The organism is Desulfovibrio sp. Huiquan2017, assembly GCF_017351175.1.
GTDB lineage: Bacteria > Desulfobacterota > Desulfovibrionia > Desulfovibrionales > Desulfovibrionaceae > Pseudodesulfovibrio.
In genome coordinates, this window is sequence record NZ_JAFMPN010000026.1 from 13,418 (window position 1) to 29,826 (window position 16,409).

23 protein-coding genes and 1 tRNA gene are annotated in these 16,409 nt (G+C 63.5%); 8 read left to right on the plus strand and 16 right to left on the minus strand.

The genetic code is table 11. The features are described from left to right. Window positions 1-42: 42 nt before the first annotated feature. The 7 genes from rpmA to J0909_RS17840 all read right to left on the minus strand — a co-directional run bounded on the left by rpmA (window position 43) and on the right by J0909_RS17840 (window position 3,514). Complete coding sequence (gene rpmA, locus J0909_RS17810) at window positions 43-312, minus strand: 50S ribosomal protein L27 (RefSeq protein ID WP_207265003.1); 270 nt, start codon at window positions 310-312, stop codon at window positions 43-45. Between the two features lie 20 nt (window positions 313-332). After that, window positions 333-644: a 50S ribosomal protein L21 gene (gene rplU / locus J0909_RS17815; protein WP_207265005.1), complete on the minus strand. Its 312-nt coding sequence runs from the start codon at window positions 642-644 to the stop codon at window positions 333-335. Between the two features lie 123 nt (window positions 645-767). Continuing rightward, entirely contained in the window at window positions 768-1,508 is a 741-nt protein-coding gene (locus tag J0909_RS17820; protein WP_207265007.1) for a ComFC family protein, read from the minus strand. 4 nt (window positions 1,509-1,512) lie between these two features. Further along, complete coding sequence (locus tag J0909_RS17825) at window positions 1,513-2,127, minus strand: flavodoxin family protein (protein ID WP_207265009.1); 615 nt, start codon at window positions 2,125-2,127, stop codon at window positions 1,513-1,515. Next, entirely contained in the window at window positions 2,128-2,325 is a 198-nt protein-coding gene (locus J0909_RS17830) for a hypothetical protein (RefSeq protein ID WP_207265011.1), read from the minus strand. Between the two features lie 47 nt (window positions 2,326-2,372). Then, window positions 2,373-2,993 carry an MBL fold metallo-hydrolase gene (locus J0909_RS17835; RefSeq protein ID WP_207265013.1) on the minus strand — a complete coding sequence of 207 codons (621 nt, stop codon included), beginning with the start codon at window positions 2,991-2,993 and terminating at the stop codon, window positions 2,373-2,375. Beyond that, window positions 2,993-3,514, minus strand: a complete 522-nt coding sequence (locus J0909_RS17840) for a nitroreductase family protein (RefSeq protein WP_207265015.1) — start codon at window positions 3,512-3,514, stop codon at window positions 2,993-2,995. The genes J0909_RS17835 and J0909_RS17840 overlap by 1 nt, the downstream gene beginning before the upstream one ends. 142 nt (window positions 3,515-3,656) lie before the next feature. Between J0909_RS17840 and J0909_RS17845 the strand changes: the two genes are divergently transcribed. From J0909_RS17845 to J0909_RS17870, 6 genes are all read left to right on the plus strand, one after another. Continuing rightward, the gene (locus tag J0909_RS17845) at window positions 3,657-4,214 is read left to right on the plus strand and encodes an RNA polymerase sigma factor (protein WP_207265017.1); all 558 of its coding nucleotides are present in this window, start codon (window positions 3,657-3,659) and stop codon (window positions 4,212-4,214) included. Continuing rightward, complete coding sequence (locus tag J0909_RS17850) at window positions 4,211-4,783, plus strand: glycogen-binding domain-containing protein (RefSeq protein WP_207265019.1); 573 nt, start codon at window positions 4,211-4,213, stop codon at window positions 4,781-4,783. Before J0909_RS17845 ends, J0909_RS17850 begins: the two co-directional genes overlap by 4 nt. Beyond that, on the plus strand, window positions 4,767-5,537 hold the full coding sequence (locus J0909_RS17855; RefSeq protein ID WP_207265021.1) for a hypothetical protein: 771 nt from the start codon (window positions 4,767-4,769) through the stop codon (window positions 5,535-5,537). The genes J0909_RS17850 and J0909_RS17855 overlap by 17 nt, the downstream gene beginning before the upstream one ends. 92 nt (window positions 5,538-5,629) lie before the next feature. After that, window positions 5,630-6,586, plus strand: a complete 957-nt coding sequence (locus J0909_RS17860) for a tetratricopeptide repeat protein (protein ID WP_207265022.1) — start codon at window positions 5,630-5,632, stop codon at window positions 6,584-6,586. Between the two features lie 32 nt (window positions 6,587-6,618). Continuing rightward, window positions 6,619-7,467, plus strand: coding sequence for a hypothetical protein (locus J0909_RS17865; protein WP_207265023.1), 849 nt, complete (start codon window positions 6,619-6,621; stop codon window positions 7,465-7,467). A gap of 142 nt (window positions 7,468-7,609) precedes the next feature. Then, the gene (locus J0909_RS17870) at window positions 7,610-8,605 is read left to right on the plus strand and encodes an HD-GYP domain-containing protein (RefSeq protein ID WP_207265024.1); all 996 of its coding nucleotides are present in this window, start codon (window positions 7,610-7,612) and stop codon (window positions 8,603-8,605) included. Here the strand turns inward: J0909_RS17870 and J0909_RS17875 are convergent. The 3 genes from J0909_RS17875 to J0909_RS17885 are packed head-to-tail and all read right to left on the minus strand — an operon-like array spanning window position 8,595 to window position 10,531. Next, window positions 8,595-9,026 carry a GNAT family N-acetyltransferase gene (locus J0909_RS17875; protein WP_207265025.1) on the minus strand — a complete coding sequence of 144 codons (432 nt, stop codon included), beginning with the start codon at window positions 9,024-9,026 and terminating at the stop codon, window positions 8,595-8,597. The genes J0909_RS17870 and J0909_RS17875 overlap by 11 nt on opposite strands. Continuing rightward, window positions 9,023-9,784, minus strand: coding sequence for an acyl-[acyl-carrier-protein] thioesterase (locus J0909_RS17880; protein WP_207265026.1), 762 nt, complete (start codon window positions 9,782-9,784; stop codon window positions 9,023-9,025). The genes J0909_RS17875 and J0909_RS17880 overlap by 4 nt, the downstream gene beginning before the upstream one ends. A gap of 48 nt (window positions 9,785-9,832) precedes the next feature. Beyond that, complete coding sequence (locus J0909_RS17885; protein ID WP_207265027.1) at window positions 9,833-10,531, minus strand: substrate-binding periplasmic protein; 699 nt, start codon at window positions 10,529-10,531, stop codon at window positions 9,833-9,835. A gap of 158 nt (window positions 10,532-10,689) precedes the next feature. Here J0909_RS17885 and J0909_RS17890 point away from each other — a divergent pair, with 158 nt between their 5' ends. Then, a complete protein-coding gene (locus tag J0909_RS17890) occupies window positions 10,690-10,881 on the plus strand; it encodes a hypothetical protein (RefSeq protein ID WP_207265029.1) in 192 nt (63 codons plus the stop codon). On the opposite strand, the gene J0909_RS18490 is transcribed toward J0909_RS17890, so the two are convergent. From J0909_RS18490 to J0909_RS17915, 6 genes are all read right to left on the minus strand, one after another. Continuing rightward, the gene (locus J0909_RS18490) at window positions 10,866-10,988 is read right to left on the minus strand and encodes a hypothetical protein (protein WP_286182132.1); all 123 of its coding nucleotides are present in this window, start codon (window positions 10,986-10,988) and stop codon (window positions 10,866-10,868) included. The genes J0909_RS17890 and J0909_RS18490 overlap by 16 nt on opposite strands. Window positions 10,989-11,148: 160 nt before the next feature. Then, window positions 11,149-11,742 carry a MarC family protein gene (locus tag J0909_RS17895; protein WP_207265031.1) on the minus strand — a complete coding sequence of 198 codons (594 nt, stop codon included), beginning with the start codon at window positions 11,740-11,742 and terminating at the stop codon, window positions 11,149-11,151. Window positions 11,743-11,815: 73 nt separating this feature from the next. Continuing rightward, window positions 11,816-13,438: a DNA repair protein RecN gene (locus J0909_RS17900; protein WP_207265033.1), complete on the minus strand. Its 1,623-nt coding sequence runs from the start codon at window positions 13,436-13,438 to the stop codon at window positions 11,816-11,818. A 262-nt stretch (window positions 13,439-13,700) separates the two neighbouring features. Beyond that, complete coding sequence (locus tag J0909_RS17905; RefSeq protein WP_207265035.1) at window positions 13,701-14,180, minus strand: GNAT family N-acetyltransferase; 480 nt, start codon at window positions 14,178-14,180, stop codon at window positions 13,701-13,703. Further along, window positions 14,177-15,019: an ABC transporter permease gene (locus tag J0909_RS17910; protein WP_207265037.1), complete on the minus strand. Its 843-nt coding sequence runs from the start codon at window positions 15,017-15,019 to the stop codon at window positions 14,177-14,179. The genes J0909_RS17905 and J0909_RS17910 overlap by 4 nt, the downstream gene beginning before the upstream one ends. Further along, window positions 15,016-16,014 (minus strand): ABC transporter permease, encoded by a 999-nt coding sequence (locus tag J0909_RS17915; RefSeq protein WP_207265043.1) that lies wholly within the window; start codon window positions 16,012-16,014, stop codon window positions 15,016-15,018. Before J0909_RS17915 ends, J0909_RS17910 begins: the two co-directional genes overlap by 4 nt. Window positions 16,015-16,149: 135 nt before the next feature. On the opposite strand from J0909_RS17915, the gene J0909_RS17920 reads away from it, so the two are divergent. After that, a tRNA-Ala gene (locus J0909_RS17920) sits at window positions 16,150-16,225 on the plus strand. The last annotated feature ends 184 nt before the right edge of the window (window positions 16,226-16,409 follow it).

The window sequence follows — 16,409 nt, forward strand, 5'->3', positions numbered from 1 at the left end:
GACGGCTCCCTGCCCGGCAACTATGCTTGCGCTATCCGGAATTTAGGCCTCGGGGGGCGTCACGCTCACGCGGGTCTTGACGACCTTCTTGCGGGTATACTTCTCGTACTTGACCACGCCGTCAACCAGGGCAAACAAGGTGTAATCCTTGCCAACGCCAACGCCGTCGCCGGGGTGAAATTTGGTACCGAGCTGACGCACGAGGATGTTGCCGGCAACCACTTCCTGGCCGCCGAAGCGCTTCACGCCGCGCCGCTGACCGGCGCTGTCGCGTCCGTTTCTGGAGCTACCACCAGCTTTCTTATGAGCCATGTTATCCTCCCTTCCTGGCGCTAGGCCGTGATGGAATTGACTTTCAGTTTGGTGTAATCCTGGCGGTGACCTTGGGTCTTGCGGGCGTCCTTTTTGGACAACTTGTGGAAGACCACGATCTTGTCGCCGCGCAGGTGGCCCAGCACTTCGCACTCGACCTTGGCACCGTCCACATAGGGAGCGCCGATCTTGGTGTCGCCGTCCTTGTCAACCAGGAGAACGGAATCGATGCTCAGCGCGTCGCCAGCATCAGCCTTCAGCAAATCTACATTGAGTTCAAGACCTTCTTCAACGCGGTACTGTTTTCCGCCGGTCTCGATAATAGCAAACATAGTGTGAACCTCCAATTCGTAAGAGGAGGCAACCTAGCCGCAACCGACCGTGTAAGTCAAGCCCCGAAGCCGGTTTTTTCGCTTTTTTTTGCGAAGCGCGTCGCGCACAGGCCAATACATCCATTATAGGGCCCCGGCGAGCTCCCGCCGGGTCCGGGCCAGGACCAGGACATCCACGCCTTCGCAGCCCGCCCGCTTCAGGGTTCCGGCGCATTCCCGCAGGGTCGCGCCGGTGGTGTAGACGTCGTCCACCAGGAGCAGCCGCCTGCCCCGGATCAGGTCCGGGTCCGCCGCGAAGGCCCCCTTGATGTTGGCTTGCCGCTCCCTGAGCCCGAACCGGGACTGGGGCGGGGTGTTACGCGTCCGCCGCAGGCCGTGGGTCAGCAGGGGGCGGTTCACGTGCCGGGCCAGGCCGCGCGCAATCTCCAGGCTCTGGTTGAAGCCACGCCATGCAAGCCGCCGGTCATGCAGCGGCACCGGGACCACCGCGTCCGGCAATCGTCCCCGGCGCGCTTCGAAGGCGGCCACGCCAAGCATGCGCAGGAGCCTGTTGCGTTCGAACCGGTTATTGAATTTGTAGCCCAGAATCAGTTGGCGCAGGGCCCCGGCATAGGGACCATGAAAATAGAGTTCGTCCCAGGGCGGCGGGGCCGACCTGCATTCGGGGCACAACGAGGGCGGGTCCGCCTCCCGGCCGGACATCGCCCCGCAGGCAGGGCACAGTCCGCCGATGCGCAGGGGCAGCGCCTTGGCGCAGTCCGGGCACAGGGACCCGAATCCGTCGGCCATGACCGAAGCGCAGACCGGGCATCGTCCGGCGGACAGGCCGAGTCGCCGGGCGAGGCGAAGGACCGGCTGGAACATGGCCCTATTCGGCTCCGTCCCGGGCCGTTTCCCAGGCCGTGCGGCCCAGTTGGACGATCCGCTTCTCGAAGTCCGCCTTGGAACGCAGGTCGTTGCGGGTGTCCACACCCCGGAAGACCAGGGGGTCGGCCAGGTCCATCCGGAAGTTGTGTACGAAATATTTAAGGGTCAGCCGCGCCCCATCAAAGAGTTTTCGGCCCGAGGGCTGGCCCGCCAGCAGTACCGCATGGGCCGTGCGCCGGGGCAGGTTCGCGATCCACGGCTCGTCGTGGCGTCGGGCCCGCCAGAACTGCTGCCCCCGGTCGATCCAGGTCTTGAGCCTTGAGGGCAGGTGGTAGAAATATATGGGCGAGGCGAACAGCACGGTCCGGGCTTCGAGACAGGGAGCGAACAGGTCCCAGGCCTGGTCCGTGGGCCCGAGCACGCAGCGCTCCCGGCCCGTGCGTTCCGGGGTGTTGCAATAGCCGCAGGCCAGGCAAGCCGTGATCGCGAAATCGCGCACGTGGAGTACGTCGGCCTCGCCGCCCGCTTCGCGCACGCCACGGGCCAGCAGCTCGGCGGCGCGGTCGGAATTGCCTCCCCGGCGGTGGGAGCAGGCGAAGACGGCGGCGCGATTCATTTACGGCTCCTTGTCGTAGATCGGTTGCTTGCGGGTCATGATTGCCCGGGCGTGGTCCTCGAATTCCTCGATTGCGAATTCCCAGTCCGGGAAGATATGCGCCTCATGGCGTACCTGGGGAATCCCCTTGAGGGAGATCAGGGCCTCTATGCGGTCGGCCCGGGCGAAACGGAGGTACCAACCTACCTCCAGTCCCACCCCTCAACACTTGTCTCGGATGTCGATGGCTACCGGTTCGCTCATGATCAAAATCCTCCGAGAAACGGGTTGTGGTTGCGCTCGTCCGCGACCGTGGTTTCCGGGCCATGGCCGGACAGCAGCCGGGTTTCGGGCGGCAGGGTGAAGATGTGTTCCTCGACCGAGCGCTTGAGCACGTCGAGGTCGCCGCCGGGAAAGTCCGTGCGTCCGATGGAGCGGTAGAAGATCAGATCGCCCACGAAGGCGGCCCCGGCTTCCGGGAAATGGAAGGTCAGGCTGCCCGGCGAATGCCCCGGCGTGCGGAACACGGCGCATCGGGCCCCGGCGAAAACGGTTTCGCCCGGCTCGAGGTTCCGCCAGACATAGGGGGGGACGGGCGGTACGCCCATGTCGCCGCCCTTGCCCATCCAGGAGTCCAGGAGGTAGCCGTCCGCGTCGCTGGCCAGGATGGGCGCGCCCGTGGCCTCGGACAAGGCCTTGTTGCCGCCGGTATGGTCGAAGTGCAGATGCGTGTTCAGGATGGCGGTCAGGGTCAGGCCTTCGGCGTCGAGGTGCTTGAGCACCACGGCGGGGTCGCCGCCCGGGTCCACGGCCACGGCTTCGCCGCCGTTGGCCAGTACGTAACAGTTGGTTTGCAGGGGGCCCAGCGGAAAGGTCGCTATATCCATTACAATGTCTCCAGCATGAGTTCGTCGAGGGGTTTGCGCGAGGAATCGCCCGCCTGGTCCGGGTGGCCCAGGGCCAGGACGGCCTGAAGTTCGTAGTCCGCCTCGGACAGGCCGAGGGCCGACAGGGAAGCGGCCTGGTCGTTGACGATCTGGCCCAGCCAGACCGCGCCCAGACCGAGGGCATGGACGGCCAGGAGCATGTTCTGGATGCATGCTCCGGCCCCTTGGTGATCTTTCATCTCGCTGTACAGGGCCGATTTGTCGAGGCAGACGCAGATGCAGGCCGCCGCATCGCGGACAATGCGCGCGTACTTGGTGCACCCGGCCAGTTTCTCCGTGCGCGGGTCGTCGCGGGTCACGACCAGGAAGCGCCAGGGCTGGTTGTTCAGGCCGCTGGGAGCCCATTGCCCGGCTTCGAGGATGGCGGTCAGTTCCGCTTTCGAAACGGGGTCGGCGGTGAACCTGCGGATGGAACGGCGCTCGCGAATGGCCCGGAGCACTGGATTGTCGCGGGTATCCATGGTTGTTATCTCCTTGTGTATGCGTGTATGGTGATAGCCTAGTCCCAAACTTCGGGCAAGAGTCTGTGACCCGAACCGCTCTTGGAGCGTATAGGAATATGCAGATGAGTTGCGGTCCCATTCCGGGCCCGCCGGAAAGGTGATGAAAGAAAAACGCGAAGCGGACATTGTACGGAAGATACTGCTGGGCGACGTCCAGTTGTACGGGACCTTGGTGCGCAAGTACCAGGGGCCGATCTACAATCTCATGCTGCGCATGACGGGCGATGCGGACATCTCGGCCGACCTCGCCCAGGAGGCCTTTGTCCGGGCCTATGAGAAGCTCGACACGTTCAACCTGCGCAGACGGCTCTTCCCATGGCTGTATACGCTGGCGCTGAACGTGGCCCGGGACTGGCTGCGCAAGGACGGCCGCGACAGACACGTGTTCGTGGAAGACGCGGCGGTCATGGTTCGCGAGCAGGACCGCCGGGACGAGCCCAAGGCCATGAACGACCGGCTCGACGGGGCCAAGGCCTTCAAGGCCGTGATGAACCTGGACTCGAAATACCGGGAAGCGCTCATGCTCCGATACCGGCACGACTTCTCCATGCAGGAAATCGCCGCGACCCTGGGAATCAGCGTCAGCGCGGCGAAGATGCGTCTGAGCAGAGGGCTGGACATGGTCCGGCAGCAATTCGACGGGGGGAACAACCCATGACGAAACAACAGATCAAGACACGTATGGAAGATACCATCATACATGCCGTACAGACCTCCCCCGAGGTCGAGGCCCCGGCCGATCTGGCCAACCGGGTCATGGCCCGGCTCCATCCCAAGCGGCCGTCCCTGTGGATGCGCGTACGCTTGTGGTTCCTGCGCCCCAGGGTCCTGACCGTGCGGCCCATCACCGCCATTCCGGCCATGACCCTGGCCGTGGCGCTGCTGGCCCTGGTCTTCGTGACCACCCGGAAACCTCCGGAGGACATCGGCCCGAGGCTTGCCACCGTGCGGTTCATCCTGCACGATGCGGACATGAGCGCCCGCAAGGTCTCGGTCATCGGGTCTTTCAACAATTGGCGGGCGGATCGTTCGGTCATGTGGTACAGTCGGGACGCACAGGCCTGGATGCTTGAAGCCCAGCTTCCCCCGGGCGATCATGAATACCTGTTTCTGGTCAACGGGAAACAGCTCGTACCCGATCCCGATGCGCCCATGACCAGCGACGACGGGTTTGGTAACCGAAATTCCATAGTTTTTGTGAATGGAGAACATGAACAAACGCTATAGCCTCCATACCCTGGCCTTCCTGCTGGCGCTGTGCCTGTCCTTCCCGGCACGCCCGGCAGGGGCCGGGGATGCAATCCTTTCCACCCTCGCCGACCGCGCCCGCGAGTGCGGCGTCTTTACCGAAACCGTGGATCGCGTCCGCGCCGCCGTGGCCTCGGGCGATCTCTCCGAGCCCGATGGGGCGAGCCTGTTGGAGCCGCTCCTCGAGGCCTGCGGCCAAAAGCTTCCCCTGGCCCCGCTGGAGGACAAGCTCGAAGAGGGGTTGTCCAAGCGCGTGCGGCCCGCGCTCATCGTCCGCGCCCTGCGGAACCGCATCGACGATTACCGCTTCGTGAACGGACTGCTGTCCGGCTCTGCCGCGAAGGCCGACCCCCGCGTCCTGGTCGCCTTGGGCGAGGGCGTCTCCAAGGGAACGCCGCGCGGGGATGTCGAGGCATACGTCGAGGAGTTTTCCGGGCGACGGCCCGAGGCCTTCCTGATCGGCGCCGAGATGGTTTCCCTCTTGGGCCAGGCCAAGATGGACTACGCCCTGACCCGGACCGTGCTCGAAGCCGGGTTCGACGCCGATTCCCTGATTCCCGAATGGCGCTATTTCATCCGCCTCGTGCTCATGGCCAGGCAACGAGGCCTCCACGATCGGGAAGTAGCCGAGGGCGCGGTCGCCGTGCTTGCCGATCGCGGTTCCCTGAACGATCTCTTCATCCGCCTGGGCTTCACCAGCCGCAATCTCACCGGACGCACCATCTCTAATTAACATTTCTTGATTTCTGTGTGACCTTGATCCTCTATTCCCGGTATATTCAATACGAGGGGTCGAGAGGCCCGGAAACCCATGGGAGTCTCTGCGTGAAGAAGTGTATCGCGATGCTGTTGATCGCATCCGTCCTGGCTGCCGCCGGATGCGCCGTGGTGATGGGCCCGTACTATCTGGAACAGGAGCAGTACGAGGAAGGAATCAAGGTCATGGGCGAACAGCTCAAGGAGAACCCTGACGATGCAGCCTCCGCCTATTATGTCGGCCGATACTACCTGGCCATGAACAAGCCCAAGGACGGCCTGCCCTATCTGCAAAAGGCCGTGCGCCTGGCCCCGGAAAACGCGGATTACGTCTTTTGGACCGGGGTGGCCTATTGGGCGATGATGGATTTCGATCGGGAAAGGGCGGCCTACGAGAAGGCCGTCAGCCTGGACCCGAAACATGTTTCCGCCCACCTCTACCTGGGACACGGCCATACCGACCGGGGAGAGTGGGCGCAGGCCCTCAAGCAATACGACGTGGTCCTCAAGCTGGACCCGTACAATCCGGAAGCGCTCTACAACAGGGCCCGGGCCTTGGGGGGACTTGACAGAACGAGCGATGAGATCGCGGCATGGAAGCAGTTCCTGGAGTTTTATCCCGATGGGAGCATGGCCATGGCGGCCACGGAGCAACTCAATCTGCACGGGGACTTCACCTACCGCAATTACATCATCGGAAAGCGCAACGTCACGCTGCGGAACATGACGTTCAAACCCGGGACCAATGTCCTGGATGCCGATGCCAGAGCCTCGTTGGCAGTGCTCGGTGCGATGCTGCGGGTGAACAAGGCGCTGGTGGTCAACATCGTCGCCTATGCCAAGGGGGATGCCCCGTTGGCCAAGGCTCGCGCCACCGCCGTGCGCGACTACATGCTCAACGGCAATCCGGACGTGGATTGGAGCAGGCTGCCTCTGAGTTGGTTCGGAACCGCCGAAGAGGTCCAAGTGGGCGACAAGACCTTCGCCCTGGACCAGTCGGTGAACTTTATTACCGAGGTTCGGTAAATAAATTGGAGAATACTATTATGTATAATATAATGAGTAAAATTAGCCTGTTGATTGCTGTTCTGGTCCTCGCTACGGCCGTCGTGGTTCCCCACGCCATGGCGCAGACGGATGAGACCGCCGGCGATACGACCGGCGAGACCGGCGACACCGAGGCGGAAGCTCCGTCCTTCACCAGCCCGGCCCAGGCCGCCAAGGCCTCGGCCCTGGCCGACGCCGCTGCGGCCGTATCCGCTCAGGCCGTGGCCGACGCAGAACAGACCGTGGCCGACGCCGAGCAGGCTGTGGCCGATGCCCAACAGGCCGTGGCCGATGCCCAGGCCGCCGCGGACGTCGAGGCCGAAGCCGAGGCCCAGGCCCAACTCGACGCGGCCATGACCAGCCTCGACGCGGCCCAGGCCAGCGCTGCCCAGGCCGTGGCCGACGCCGCCTCCGTGTCCGTGGAAACCATAGCCTCCATGCGGGCCCAGAACGTGGGCTGGGGCGTCATTGCCCAGGAATTGGGCGTCCATCCGAGCACGCTGGGCCTTGGGCACAAGAATCAACATCGCAACCGGACCCAGGCCGAAACCAAGAGTCGTGGCGTGGGCCGGGCCAAGGCCGCCGTGGCCGCCCAGCCGGGCAACGCCACGGGCCGCAATCTCAAGTCCGGCCTGTCCAGGACCCCGGGCGTGAGCGGCGGCAAGGGCTCCAAGGCCGTGGGATTGAGCCGGGCCTCGAACAAGGCCAAGACCGGGGCCAAGAATTCCAATTCCTCCAAGGGCAACGACGCTTCGGGGCGTGGTAATTCAGGCAGCTCCAACGGCGGCGGCAAGGGCAAGAGCAACGGAAAGGGCAATTCGGGTAATTCCAACGGCGGGGGCAAGGGCAAGAGCAAGTAGCCGTCCCCCTCAGCCTTCATTCGGCGGGTCCCGATGTCGGGGCCCGCTTTTTTTTGGTGCTCGCCCATTCTCGCTTCTCTTTAAAACAGGAGGGATTCCGGGTATGGGAGGGGAAGATGGCGGACAAAACCAAGGTGCGTGCATGGCTGAATATATCGATTCCGGCTCCCTTTCCGAAACCTACCTGCAGATCAGTCCCAATATCCTGGCGAGTTTTCCCAAGTTCCGGCCGCCCGTGGACCTGTACGTTTTCAATCCGGATGTGGGCCGCACGGGCCGTTACATACGCGGCGGGGAACGGCTTTCGCGCGGCGGCCAGGCCGAGGTGGCGCGTTTCGCCGAGGAGGGGCTGCTGTATCTGCTGCGCGAGGACTATCGCGTCTACGCCGAGCATCTGAGCAAAAATCTCGGCCTGCTGCTGGTGGAGGAAGGGTTTCTGCCCGTGGAGGTGGCGGAGATATTCTTCATCGCCTTGCGCAACCGCATGGGCGAATTTTTGAATCAGCCCCGCGAGGATACCTTCGAGGCCTTGCGCACGGATGTCTTCGTCCTGGCCGAATATGTCTGGATCGACCCTGGCCGGATGGCCTTTTTGACGCATACCCTGGAGCGCGACTACGACCTGGCCGTGCATTCGGTGAACAGCATGCTCATCGGCCTGGCCCTGTATCTGCGCCTGACCGGGGGCAAGGTGGAGAAGACCGTGCTCATCAGCCTGATTCTCGGGCTGTTGCTCCATGATCTGGGCATGGTCATGGTTCCGAAGTTCATCCGCGACAAGGAGCAGTTTCTGATCCGCCGGGATCGGGAATCCATTGAGCGGCACATCGATGCCGGATTGAATATGGTCCGGCGGCTCAAGATCCAGGACCCGATCATCCTGGAGTGCCTGGAACAACACCACGAGCGGCTGGACGGTTCGGGCTACCCTGCCCGCCGGTTCGGCAGGGACATCTCAACCTCGGGCAGGCTGTGCGCCGTGGCCGATTCCTTTTCGGCCATTATCGGCGACAGGCCCCACCGTTCGGCGAAGGATATGGCGGAGGCCGTGCGTATGCTCATCGGGGACGGCAAGCGGTACGATTCGGCCCTGACCACGCTGTTGGCCAAGGTCATGGCCGAGCGCGTTACAGGGTGATGTAGCCCCTGGCGGCGGATCGTTCGGGGTTTTCGGCCAGGGTCATGGCCGTGCGCATGGGCTTGAAGCCCAACCTGGCGTAGAACGGCTCCTTGCCCGGCACGGCCCACAGAACCACGTTTGGCGTGCCCAGCCGTTCAAGCATGGCCTTCATCATTCGCGTTCCCAGCCCCTTGCCCTGATATTCCGGCAACATGCACAAGTCGTAAATGACCGAATGGACCGTGTGGTCGCTCAGGGCGCGGGCTATGCCCACAAGCCGCTCCCCGTCCTGGGCGAAACAGGTCAGGTCGCTGTTTTCGAAGGTCCGGCGCAGGGTGTCCGGCTCACGGGTGCCCAGCGGGGCCCGTTCGAAGATTTCGGCGGCTTCCGCCCAATCCACGCCGTCCATGTCGAAGCGCAAAAGGATGTCCCGGGTCATGGCCGCTTCCACCATGAGCGCATGCGCACGATTTCCCGACCGTCCGAGGCCCGGGTCAGGCTGTGCACGAAGGTGTCCATGCCTTGGTCCGGTTCGCCCTTGGTGCAGGCGGAGACGATCGTGTCGCCGGGGAAGGCCTCGCTGCGGAACTGGATGTCCACCCCATGGCAGCGATGCTCCTCGATCCATTCGGCGGGCACGGCCTCGAAGCCGTATTCCAGATACTTCACGTTGTTCACATGGCCGTTGATGTCCATGTCGCCGCGTCGTGCCGTGAGGGTCGTGTCGTATTCGCCTTCCTTAAGCCGGGTTACGGCCTTGGAGGGAAAGGTCAGGGCGTGTTCGCGGTCCGGGATGAACCGCTCGTTGAGCACGGTCTCGGGTGCGTCGGGACGGTGGGTCCGCGTGTTCATGGTTACCCAGGAAGTGGTCGCCCGGCCCATTTCCCCATCCTCGTCGTAGATCAGGAAGTCGCGCAGGGCCACCAGTCGCTCGTTGCCCGAGGGCCAGGTCAGGATGTTCGTGCGTCCGCCGAAGCCGGGCAGCCGGTCCACCATGAGGTGAAGACGGGCCAGGATCCAGAAATGGCCGCTCTGTTGCAGATCGCCGTGGCCGAAGCCGAGCCGGTCCGCATGGCGCGAGGCCGCGTCCTGCAATTGGTTGCAGATGGCGGTCACGGACACGCGGCCGTCCGGGCGCGGTTCGTAGGAGCGAATGTCGTAGCCGTGTTCGAAGGTCAGGGGGGAATCGGTTGTCATAACAACCAATTCCTAGGGTAGTTCGCGCCGTGTGTAAAGGGGGGAGCGTCAGTGCGGGCGGATCGCGCCGAGAATGTGGTCGATTTCGCCGGAATCCCGCATGGCCCGGAGTTCGCCCGTGATCATGGGAACCAGGGCGGCGTGGCGGCGGTTCAGGTAGTGATAGAGCGGAACCACCACCAGGGGCGGTTCGTTGATGCGCAGGCAGCCCATGCCGGGCTTCGCGATTTCGTGTTCGGCCCAGGCTCGGTCTACCAGCAGTGCGTCGAGTCTTCCCTTCAGGAGCAGGTTCATCAGCTTGCTTTCATGGGGCAGGCGGACCACGTCGGGCATGCCGTCGGTGAGCATCTCGGCGTAGCGGTTGCCGATCTTGATGCCCAGATGCAGCTTACGCACGGTTTCCATGGAGACGTGCTCCAGGCTGCCGTTGCAGGTCAGGATGACGCCTTCCAGACGATTCACCGGCACGTCGATGCGCAGGAGGTTGGGGTAGTCCTCCTCGATGGCCCGGATGCGGTTGACCTCGCCGTCCACGCTGCCTTCCTCGGCCATTTCCAGGGAACGGGCCGCGGGCAGTCGCCGTCCGCCGATCTTGATGCCGAGGCGTCCGTAAGCCTCCTGAAGCACCTTGAGCGAGGCGAGGGACAGGGAACCCCCGCCGTAGCCGAAGACCAGAGGACCTTGGGCCTGGGCCGGGGAGCCGAAACACAGGATGATCATGCAGAGCAGGACGGTACGTATTCCCATTACCCATATCTTTATCCGGGAACGGCCGCCAAGTCCATTGCCACAGCGTTTATCGGTCGTCCGGGATGGCGCTTCCTTTGCGGGCCAGGGCGTGCAGGCGGTCCATTTCGCCGCTGGTCGGCGTCGGGCAAGGCACGGATGCGGGGGACGGGGTCCGCATGCTTGCGGTTGAGATGGTGATACAGCGGCGCCCGCCAGGACCGGGGGCGGAATATCCGCAGCCGGTCGGCGTGTGGACGTCCTTCCTGGGTGCGCTCGATGCCGTCGAAGGCGATGAGTACGTCCAGCCGGTCGAGGTGGAGCATGCGAAAAAGTCGGTCCCATTCATCGCGGATCACGAGGTGGGATAGCAGGTCACGGCTACGCCCTGGACCGAGGCGATGGCCGACCGCATCTGGATCAGGTTAGGGAGTTCCCCGGCGAGTCCGGCCATGCGCACGGCCTCGCCGTCAACCATGGCCGCGTTGGCTTCGGCCAGCCCTCGGCGGGCCTGGCGAGCGGGACGAGGATCAGGGCCAGGAATAGAAGTTGCGGGCAGAGATGGCGCATCGGCGTAAGATTAGCCGCAACGCTCGGGCTTGCTCACGACTCACCGGCGCATTCCCCGGCACGGCGGGTCAGGACAGGAAGTTACGCACGCCGGTGAAGGCGATCTGGGCGGCCATGGCCGATAGGACCAGGCCGGTGATCTTGGTCAGGACGTTGATTCCCATCCGGCCGATGAACCGCTTCAGGGTGGACGAGGAGGACAGGATGAAGCCCACGGACAGGCAGGCGCAGACCAGGGCGGCCGCGCCGATCAGCTTTTGCTCGGGGGTGGACAGCTCCGCGCCCAGGATGAGCAGGGTGCCGATGGTCGCCGGGCCCACGGTGATGGGCATGGCCAGGGGCACCACGGCCACATCCGAGTCGTCGTCGGGCTCGGGCCGCTGCCGCTTTCCCGAGACCAGCGAGACGGCCGACAGGAACAGCAGCGCTCCGGACCCTACCCGGAACCCGTCCAAGGTGATGCCCAGCGTGGAAAAGATCGGGTTTCCGGCAAAGTAGAGCACCAGGGAAATGACCAGCACCGCCATGGTCGTCCGCAGGGCCAGTTTCTTCTGCGCCCCCTTCTCCATCCCCTCGGTCATGGACAGAAACACGGACAGCACGAAAAATGGCGTCAGCAGGAAGAACCACTTTATGTAGAGCGAGATGAACAGGTTGATCACGGTATCCCCAGCGCGAAGCGCGTGCAAAAAGTTTACGGGAGGAAGGAGGGGGATCCCGGGGAAGAAGTCCCTCCTACTTGCACAATTTTTCGGCCAGGGCCGCGCCTTGTTCGCCGCCTCCGGCCATGCGGGCCAATTCGCATTTGATCTCGTCGTCGTCAAGCCTTGCGCACCGGGTGTAGGTGGCGTTGTCCACGACTTCCTTTTTGATCAGGAAGTGGCGGTCCGCCTTGCGGGCGAGCTGCGGCCAGTGGGTGATGAGCAGCATCTGCTGGCGGTCGGCCAGGTTGCGCAGCTTGTTGCCCACCGAATTGAGCGTCAGGCCGCCGATACCGGCGTCCACCTCGTCGAAGATGAGCGAGGGCCGGGCGTCCTTTGTCTGGCCGTCCTGGTCGCCGTGACCGCGCATGGTCACCAGGGCGAGCAGGAACCGGGAGAGTTCGCCGCCCGAGGCGATCTTGTCCAGCGGCTGGGCGGGCTGGCCCGGGTTGGGCACCCACATGAGCCGTCCGCGCATGTCGTCGCAGCCCGGGTAGAGTTCACGGGCGTCGAATTCGAAATGGACCTTGACGTGTTCGGAAAAGCCGAGGTCGGTCAATTCGTCCACGATGCGGATGGACAACTCTCCGGCCGCCTTTTTGCGGGCGCGGTTGAGTTGCTCCAGGGTCTCCTTGAGGGCCGCCGCCGCTTTGTCCTCTTCGCGCGAAAGATTTTTCATATCCAGGGCGCAGGCGTCGAGAAAGGAGAGGCTTTCGTCGATTTCAGCCTTCATGTCAACGATTTCATCCAGGCCGCGCCGCAACTTCCGCTTGAGTTTGGCCAACTCGAACAACCGAGCCTCGATGTCGTCCAGGGGCATGGGATCGTCGTCGTCGAAGTCCGACGGTCCGCGCCGCAGTCGGGAATCCATGTCGTGCAGACGCATGCGGAAGGTCTCCACGGCCTCGCGGTCCTCTTCGAAGCCGGGAAAGAGCCGGGCGATGATTTCCATCTCGCGGTTGAGCAGCGCCATGGCGTCGAGCATGCCGATCTCGCCATGGAGGACATCCAGGGCTTTTTGCAGGCATTCGCCCGCCTGCTCTCGGTCCTTGAGGATTTTCTTGCGCTCCTCCAGATCGTTCTCCTCGTCCGGCAGAGGCTCCACGGCCTCGATCTCCTTTTGCTGGTATTCCAGGAAATCGCGCTGCTTCTGGAGATCTTCGAATTTTTCGGAGAGCAGCCGTTTGCGTTCAAGCACGTCGTGCAGCGCGGCGAGTTGGGCATTGCGCGTGGTCAGCAGGGACTGGTCCGGCAGGAAGGAATCGAGGATTTCGCCCTGGAAGGCCGGGGAGAGCAGTTTCTGCTGACCGTGTTGCGAGGTGTGGAGGATGAGCCCGACGGCCATGTCGCGGATGGTTGGTTGGGAGGACAACGCATCGTTGACGTAGACCCGGCTGCGTCCGGTGTCGGCGGACAATTCGCGCCGGATCACGGTTTCGCCTTCGGGCAGGACGAAGAGCGCCTCCACCGTGGCCTTTTCCGCGCCGGGCCGGACCAGTTTCTTGTCCATGCGCTCGCCCATGAGGAAGTCCACGGCCCGCATGATGAAGGACTTGCCCGCACCGGTTTCGCCGGTCAGGGTATTCAGGCCGGGCGAGAATTCCAGTTCCGCGTCCTCGATAAGGGCCAGGTTTCGAATGCGCAGCAGTTCGAGCATGTGGTGGTGCCTCCGACCCCCATCCCCTTTCCCTTCAAAAACTTTTGGCGCTGCTTCGCGCAGGGGGAGGTACGGTCGATTGGTTCGTTTCAGTATGTGGCAAAGGACGGCTGGCGGGCGGGGCCTTCGCGTTCAGCGTGTCCGGGCCATCGAGATAGCGAATGCCCTTATACACCAGAGCCGCGTGGCGGAAAAGGGGAACGTATGGGTCGGGAGCGGGATATGGTGCGTTTTTTCCATGCGGCCTTAACCCATTGCGGCGTCACGGTGCCGTGGGCTGGAGGGGCTTGGCCAAGGAACAGACGGTTTCGCCCACCATGTAGTTGCTGGCGGTGTAGGTGCGCTCCACGGCGAATCCATTGGCCCGGTAGAAGGCCAGGGCCTTTTCGTTCAACTTGAAGCAGTCCAGGGTCAGCGTGACGAATCCCGCTTGCCGGGCGCGGTTTGAGGCATGTTCGAGGAGAGCGGTCCCCACGCCCTTTCGCATGCAGCTTGGATGGCCCCAGAGATGGTCCACGTAATTTTCCTTGAGGAGCAGGACGCCCGCCGGAAGGCCGTCGGCCTCGGCCACGCTGAAGCGGGGCGCATCCTGTCGGGCTACCTGAGCGGGTCGGTCCAGATCGAGAATCTTTTGGAACTGATGCGCGGGCAGGAAATGGGCGTATGAGGCCAGCATGGAGGCGCGGATGATCTTCGCGACCAATGTTTCCTCCCCGGCCGAGGCTTGGCGGATGCGGATCATTGCTTGAGCCTTGGGTCGAGCAGGTCGCGCAGGGACTCGCCGAGCAGATTATAGCCGAGGACGGTCAGCAGGATGGCCAGGCCCGGGAAGACCGACAGCCACCATGCGATGCCGAGCACTTCCTTGCCCTCCATCAGGATGTTGCCCCAGGAGGCGTCGGGCGGTTGCACGCCCAGGCCCAGGAAGGAGAGCGAAGACTCGGTCAGGATGGCCCCGGCCACGCCGAGTGTGGCGGAGACCAGCACCGGTCCCATGGCGTTGGGCATGATGTGGCGAAAGATGATCCGGCCTGGCCGGGCCCCGGCGGCACGGGCGGCCAGGACGTAATCGCGTTCGCGGATGGACAGGGTCTCGGCGCGCACCAGCCGGGCCACGCCCATCCAGCCTGTCAGGCCGATGACAATCATGATGTTGGTCAGGCTTGGTTCCAGGAAGGCGATGACCGCCAGGATGAGGAAGAACGACGGGAAGCAGAGCATGACGTCCACCCCGCGCATGATAATCTCGTCCACCACGCGTCCGAAGTAGCCCGCGACCAAGCCGAGGACCACGCCGATGGAGGTGGCGATGCCCACGGCCACGAAGCCGACCCACAACGATACGCGACCGCCGAAAAGAATGCGCGAGAACACGTCGCGGCCGAGCGCGTCCGTGCCCATGAGGTGGGCGGCGGAGGGCGGCAGAAGCAGCGCATCCACGTTGATGAAGTTCGGGTCGTAGGGGGCGAGCAGCGGGGCGAACACGGCCCCTGCGGACATGACGCCGACGATCAGCGCGCCAAGGACCAGCAGGGTGTGACGCGCCCACGGGGAAACGCGTTTGAGCGGGCGGCGTTTCATTGGTTTTTCCCCCGGCCCACCCGGATACGCGGATCGGCCAGGCCGTAGCCCATGTCGGCCAGCAGATTGCCCGCCAGGGTCAGGACCGCGCCGAGCACGAGCGAACCCATGATCAGCGGGTAGTCGCGGGCCATGACCGCCTGATAGAAGAGTTGGCCCAGGCCGGGCAGGGCGAAGATGGATTCGATGATCACCGACCCGCCGATGAGGGCCGGGACCGACAACCCGAGGATGGTGATGACCGGCATGAGCGCGTTGCGCAGGGCATGCTTGAACAGGACCACCCGGCTGGACAGTCCCTTGGCCCGCGCAGTCATGACGTAATCCTGGCGCAGGACTTCGAGCATGGAGGAGCGCATGAACCGGGACATGCCCGCCCAGGAACCCGAGGTGTAGATGAAGATGGGCAGGATCAGATGCTTGGTCACGTCCCACCACTGCTCGGGCTCGGACATGGACTCGAAGCCCATGGAGGTCAGCCCGGAGATGGGCAGGATGGGCCAACTGATGCCCAGCCAGAGCATGAGCAGCAGGGCCAGCCAGAAGCCGGGCATGGCAAATCCGACGAAGACGATGACTGTGGAAATCTTGTCGAAGGCCCCGCCTCGCCACCATGCCGCGGCCACGCCGATGGGCACGGCGATGAGCAGCGTCAAGAGCATGGAGGCCACGTTCATGCCGAAGGTCAGAGGCAGCCGTTCCCGGATCTTGTCCCAGACCGGCCGATGGTCTCCGGACATGGATTGGCCGAAGTCGAGGCGCACCAGCCGTTTGAGCCAGTTCGCATACTGCACGTGCAGGGGCTGGTCCAGGCCGTAGATTTTTTCGAGTTGGAGCCGCGCCTCCACGCCCGCTTCCGGATTGAGCGTGGTCTGCAAATCCGTCGGCGAGCCCGGGGCCAGATGAATGACCCAGAAGCTGATGACCGTGATCCCGAGAAAGACCACGCCCACCCACAGCAATTTGATGAAGATTTTCTTGAGGACCTGGCCCATGGATTCTCCCAATGATTCCAACCGCCCTCATTTCTTACTGCAAGACTGCCTCCGAATCAATCAACAAGACTTCCCGGCAATTTTCCAGTTGACAACCGAGCGCCCCTTGGATAATTACCCTCCACCCAACGACGTGGGGCTGTAGCTCAGTTGGGAGAGCGCTTGAATGGCATTCAAGAGGTCGTGGGTTCGATTCCCTCCAGCTCCACCACAAGAAAGTTAAGGGTTTCAAGTGAATACTTGGAACCCTTTTTTCGTGTCTGAGGGGCACTTTTGGGAATATGTCCGCTATGTGTCCGCCGCTTCCGACCGACTGTTTTCGGTGCCGGTCATGGCGTAGCGCGCGGCCAGACGATCTTGCGGACCGTCTTCCAACACGCCTTCAAGGTGGCTGT

Coding starts and splice junctions, on each gene's coding strand:
- rpmA (WP_207265003.1), bottom strand. CDS start 312: ATGGCTCATAAGAAAGCTGGTGGTAGCTCCAGAAACGGACGCGACAGC.
- rplU (WP_207265005.1), bottom strand. CDS start 644: ATGTTTGCTATTATCGAGACCGGCGGAAAACAGTACCGCGTTGAAGAA.
- J0909_RS17820 (WP_207265007.1), bottom strand. CDS start 1,508: ATGTTCCAGCCGGTCCTTCGCCTCGCCCGGCGACTCGGCCTGTCCGCC.
- J0909_RS17825 (WP_207265009.1), bottom strand. CDS start 2,127: ATGAATCGCGCCGCCGTCTTCGCCTGCTCCCACCGCCGGGGAGGCAAT.
- J0909_RS17835 (WP_207265013.1), bottom strand. CDS start 2,993: ATGGATATAGCGACCTTTCCGCTGGGCCCCCTGCAAACCAACTGTTAC.
- J0909_RS17840 (WP_207265015.1), bottom strand. CDS start 3,514: ATGGATACCCGCGACAATCCAGTGCTCCGGGCCATTCGCGAGCGCCGT.
- J0909_RS17845 (WP_207265017.1), top strand. CDS start 3,657: ATGAAAGAAAAACGCGAAGCGGACATTGTACGGAAGATACTGCTGGGC.
- J0909_RS17850 (WP_207265019.1), top strand. CDS start 4,211: ATGACGAAACAACAGATCAAGACACGTATGGAAGATACCATCATACAT.
- J0909_RS17855 (WP_207265021.1), top strand. CDS start 4,767: ATGAACAAACGCTATAGCCTCCATACCCTGGCCTTCCTGCTGGCGCTG.
- J0909_RS17865 (WP_207265023.1), top strand. CDS start 6,619: ATGAGTAAAATTAGCCTGTTGATTGCTGTTCTGGTCCTCGCTACGGCC.
- J0909_RS17870 (WP_207265024.1), top strand. CDS start 7,610: ATGGCTGAATATATCGATTCCGGCTCCCTTTCCGAAACCTACCTGCAG.
- J0909_RS17875 (WP_207265025.1), bottom strand. CDS start 9,026: ATGACCCGGGACATCCTTTTGCGCTTCGACATGGACGGCGTGGATTGG.
- J0909_RS17880 (WP_207265026.1), bottom strand. CDS start 9,784: ATGACAACCGATTCCCCCCTGACCTTCGAACACGGCTACGACATTCGC.
- J0909_RS17885 (WP_207265027.1), bottom strand. CDS start 10,531: ATGGGAATACGTACCGTCCTGCTCTGCATGATCATCCTGTGTTTCGGC.
- J0909_RS17890 (WP_207265029.1), top strand. CDS start 10,690: ATGCTTGCGGTTGAGATGGTGATACAGCGGCGCCCGCCAGGACCGGGG.
- J0909_RS18490 (WP_286182132.1), bottom strand. CDS start 10,988: ATGGTTGACGGCGAGGCCGTGCGCATGGCCGGACTCGCCGGGGAACTC.
- J0909_RS17900 (WP_207265033.1), bottom strand. CDS start 13,438: ATGCTCGAACTGCTGCGCATTCGAAACCTGGCCCTTATCGAGGACGCG.
- J0909_RS17905 (WP_207265035.1), bottom strand. CDS start 14,180: ATGATCCGCATCCGCCAAGCCTCGGCCGGGGAGGAAACATTGGTCGCG.
- J0909_RS17910 (WP_207265037.1), bottom strand. CDS start 15,019: ATGAAACGCCGCCCGCTCAAACGCGTTTCCCCGTGGGCGCGTCACACC.
- J0909_RS17915 (WP_207265043.1), bottom strand. CDS start 16,014: ATGGGCCAGGTCCTCAAGAAAATCTTCATCAAATTGCTGTGGGTGGGC.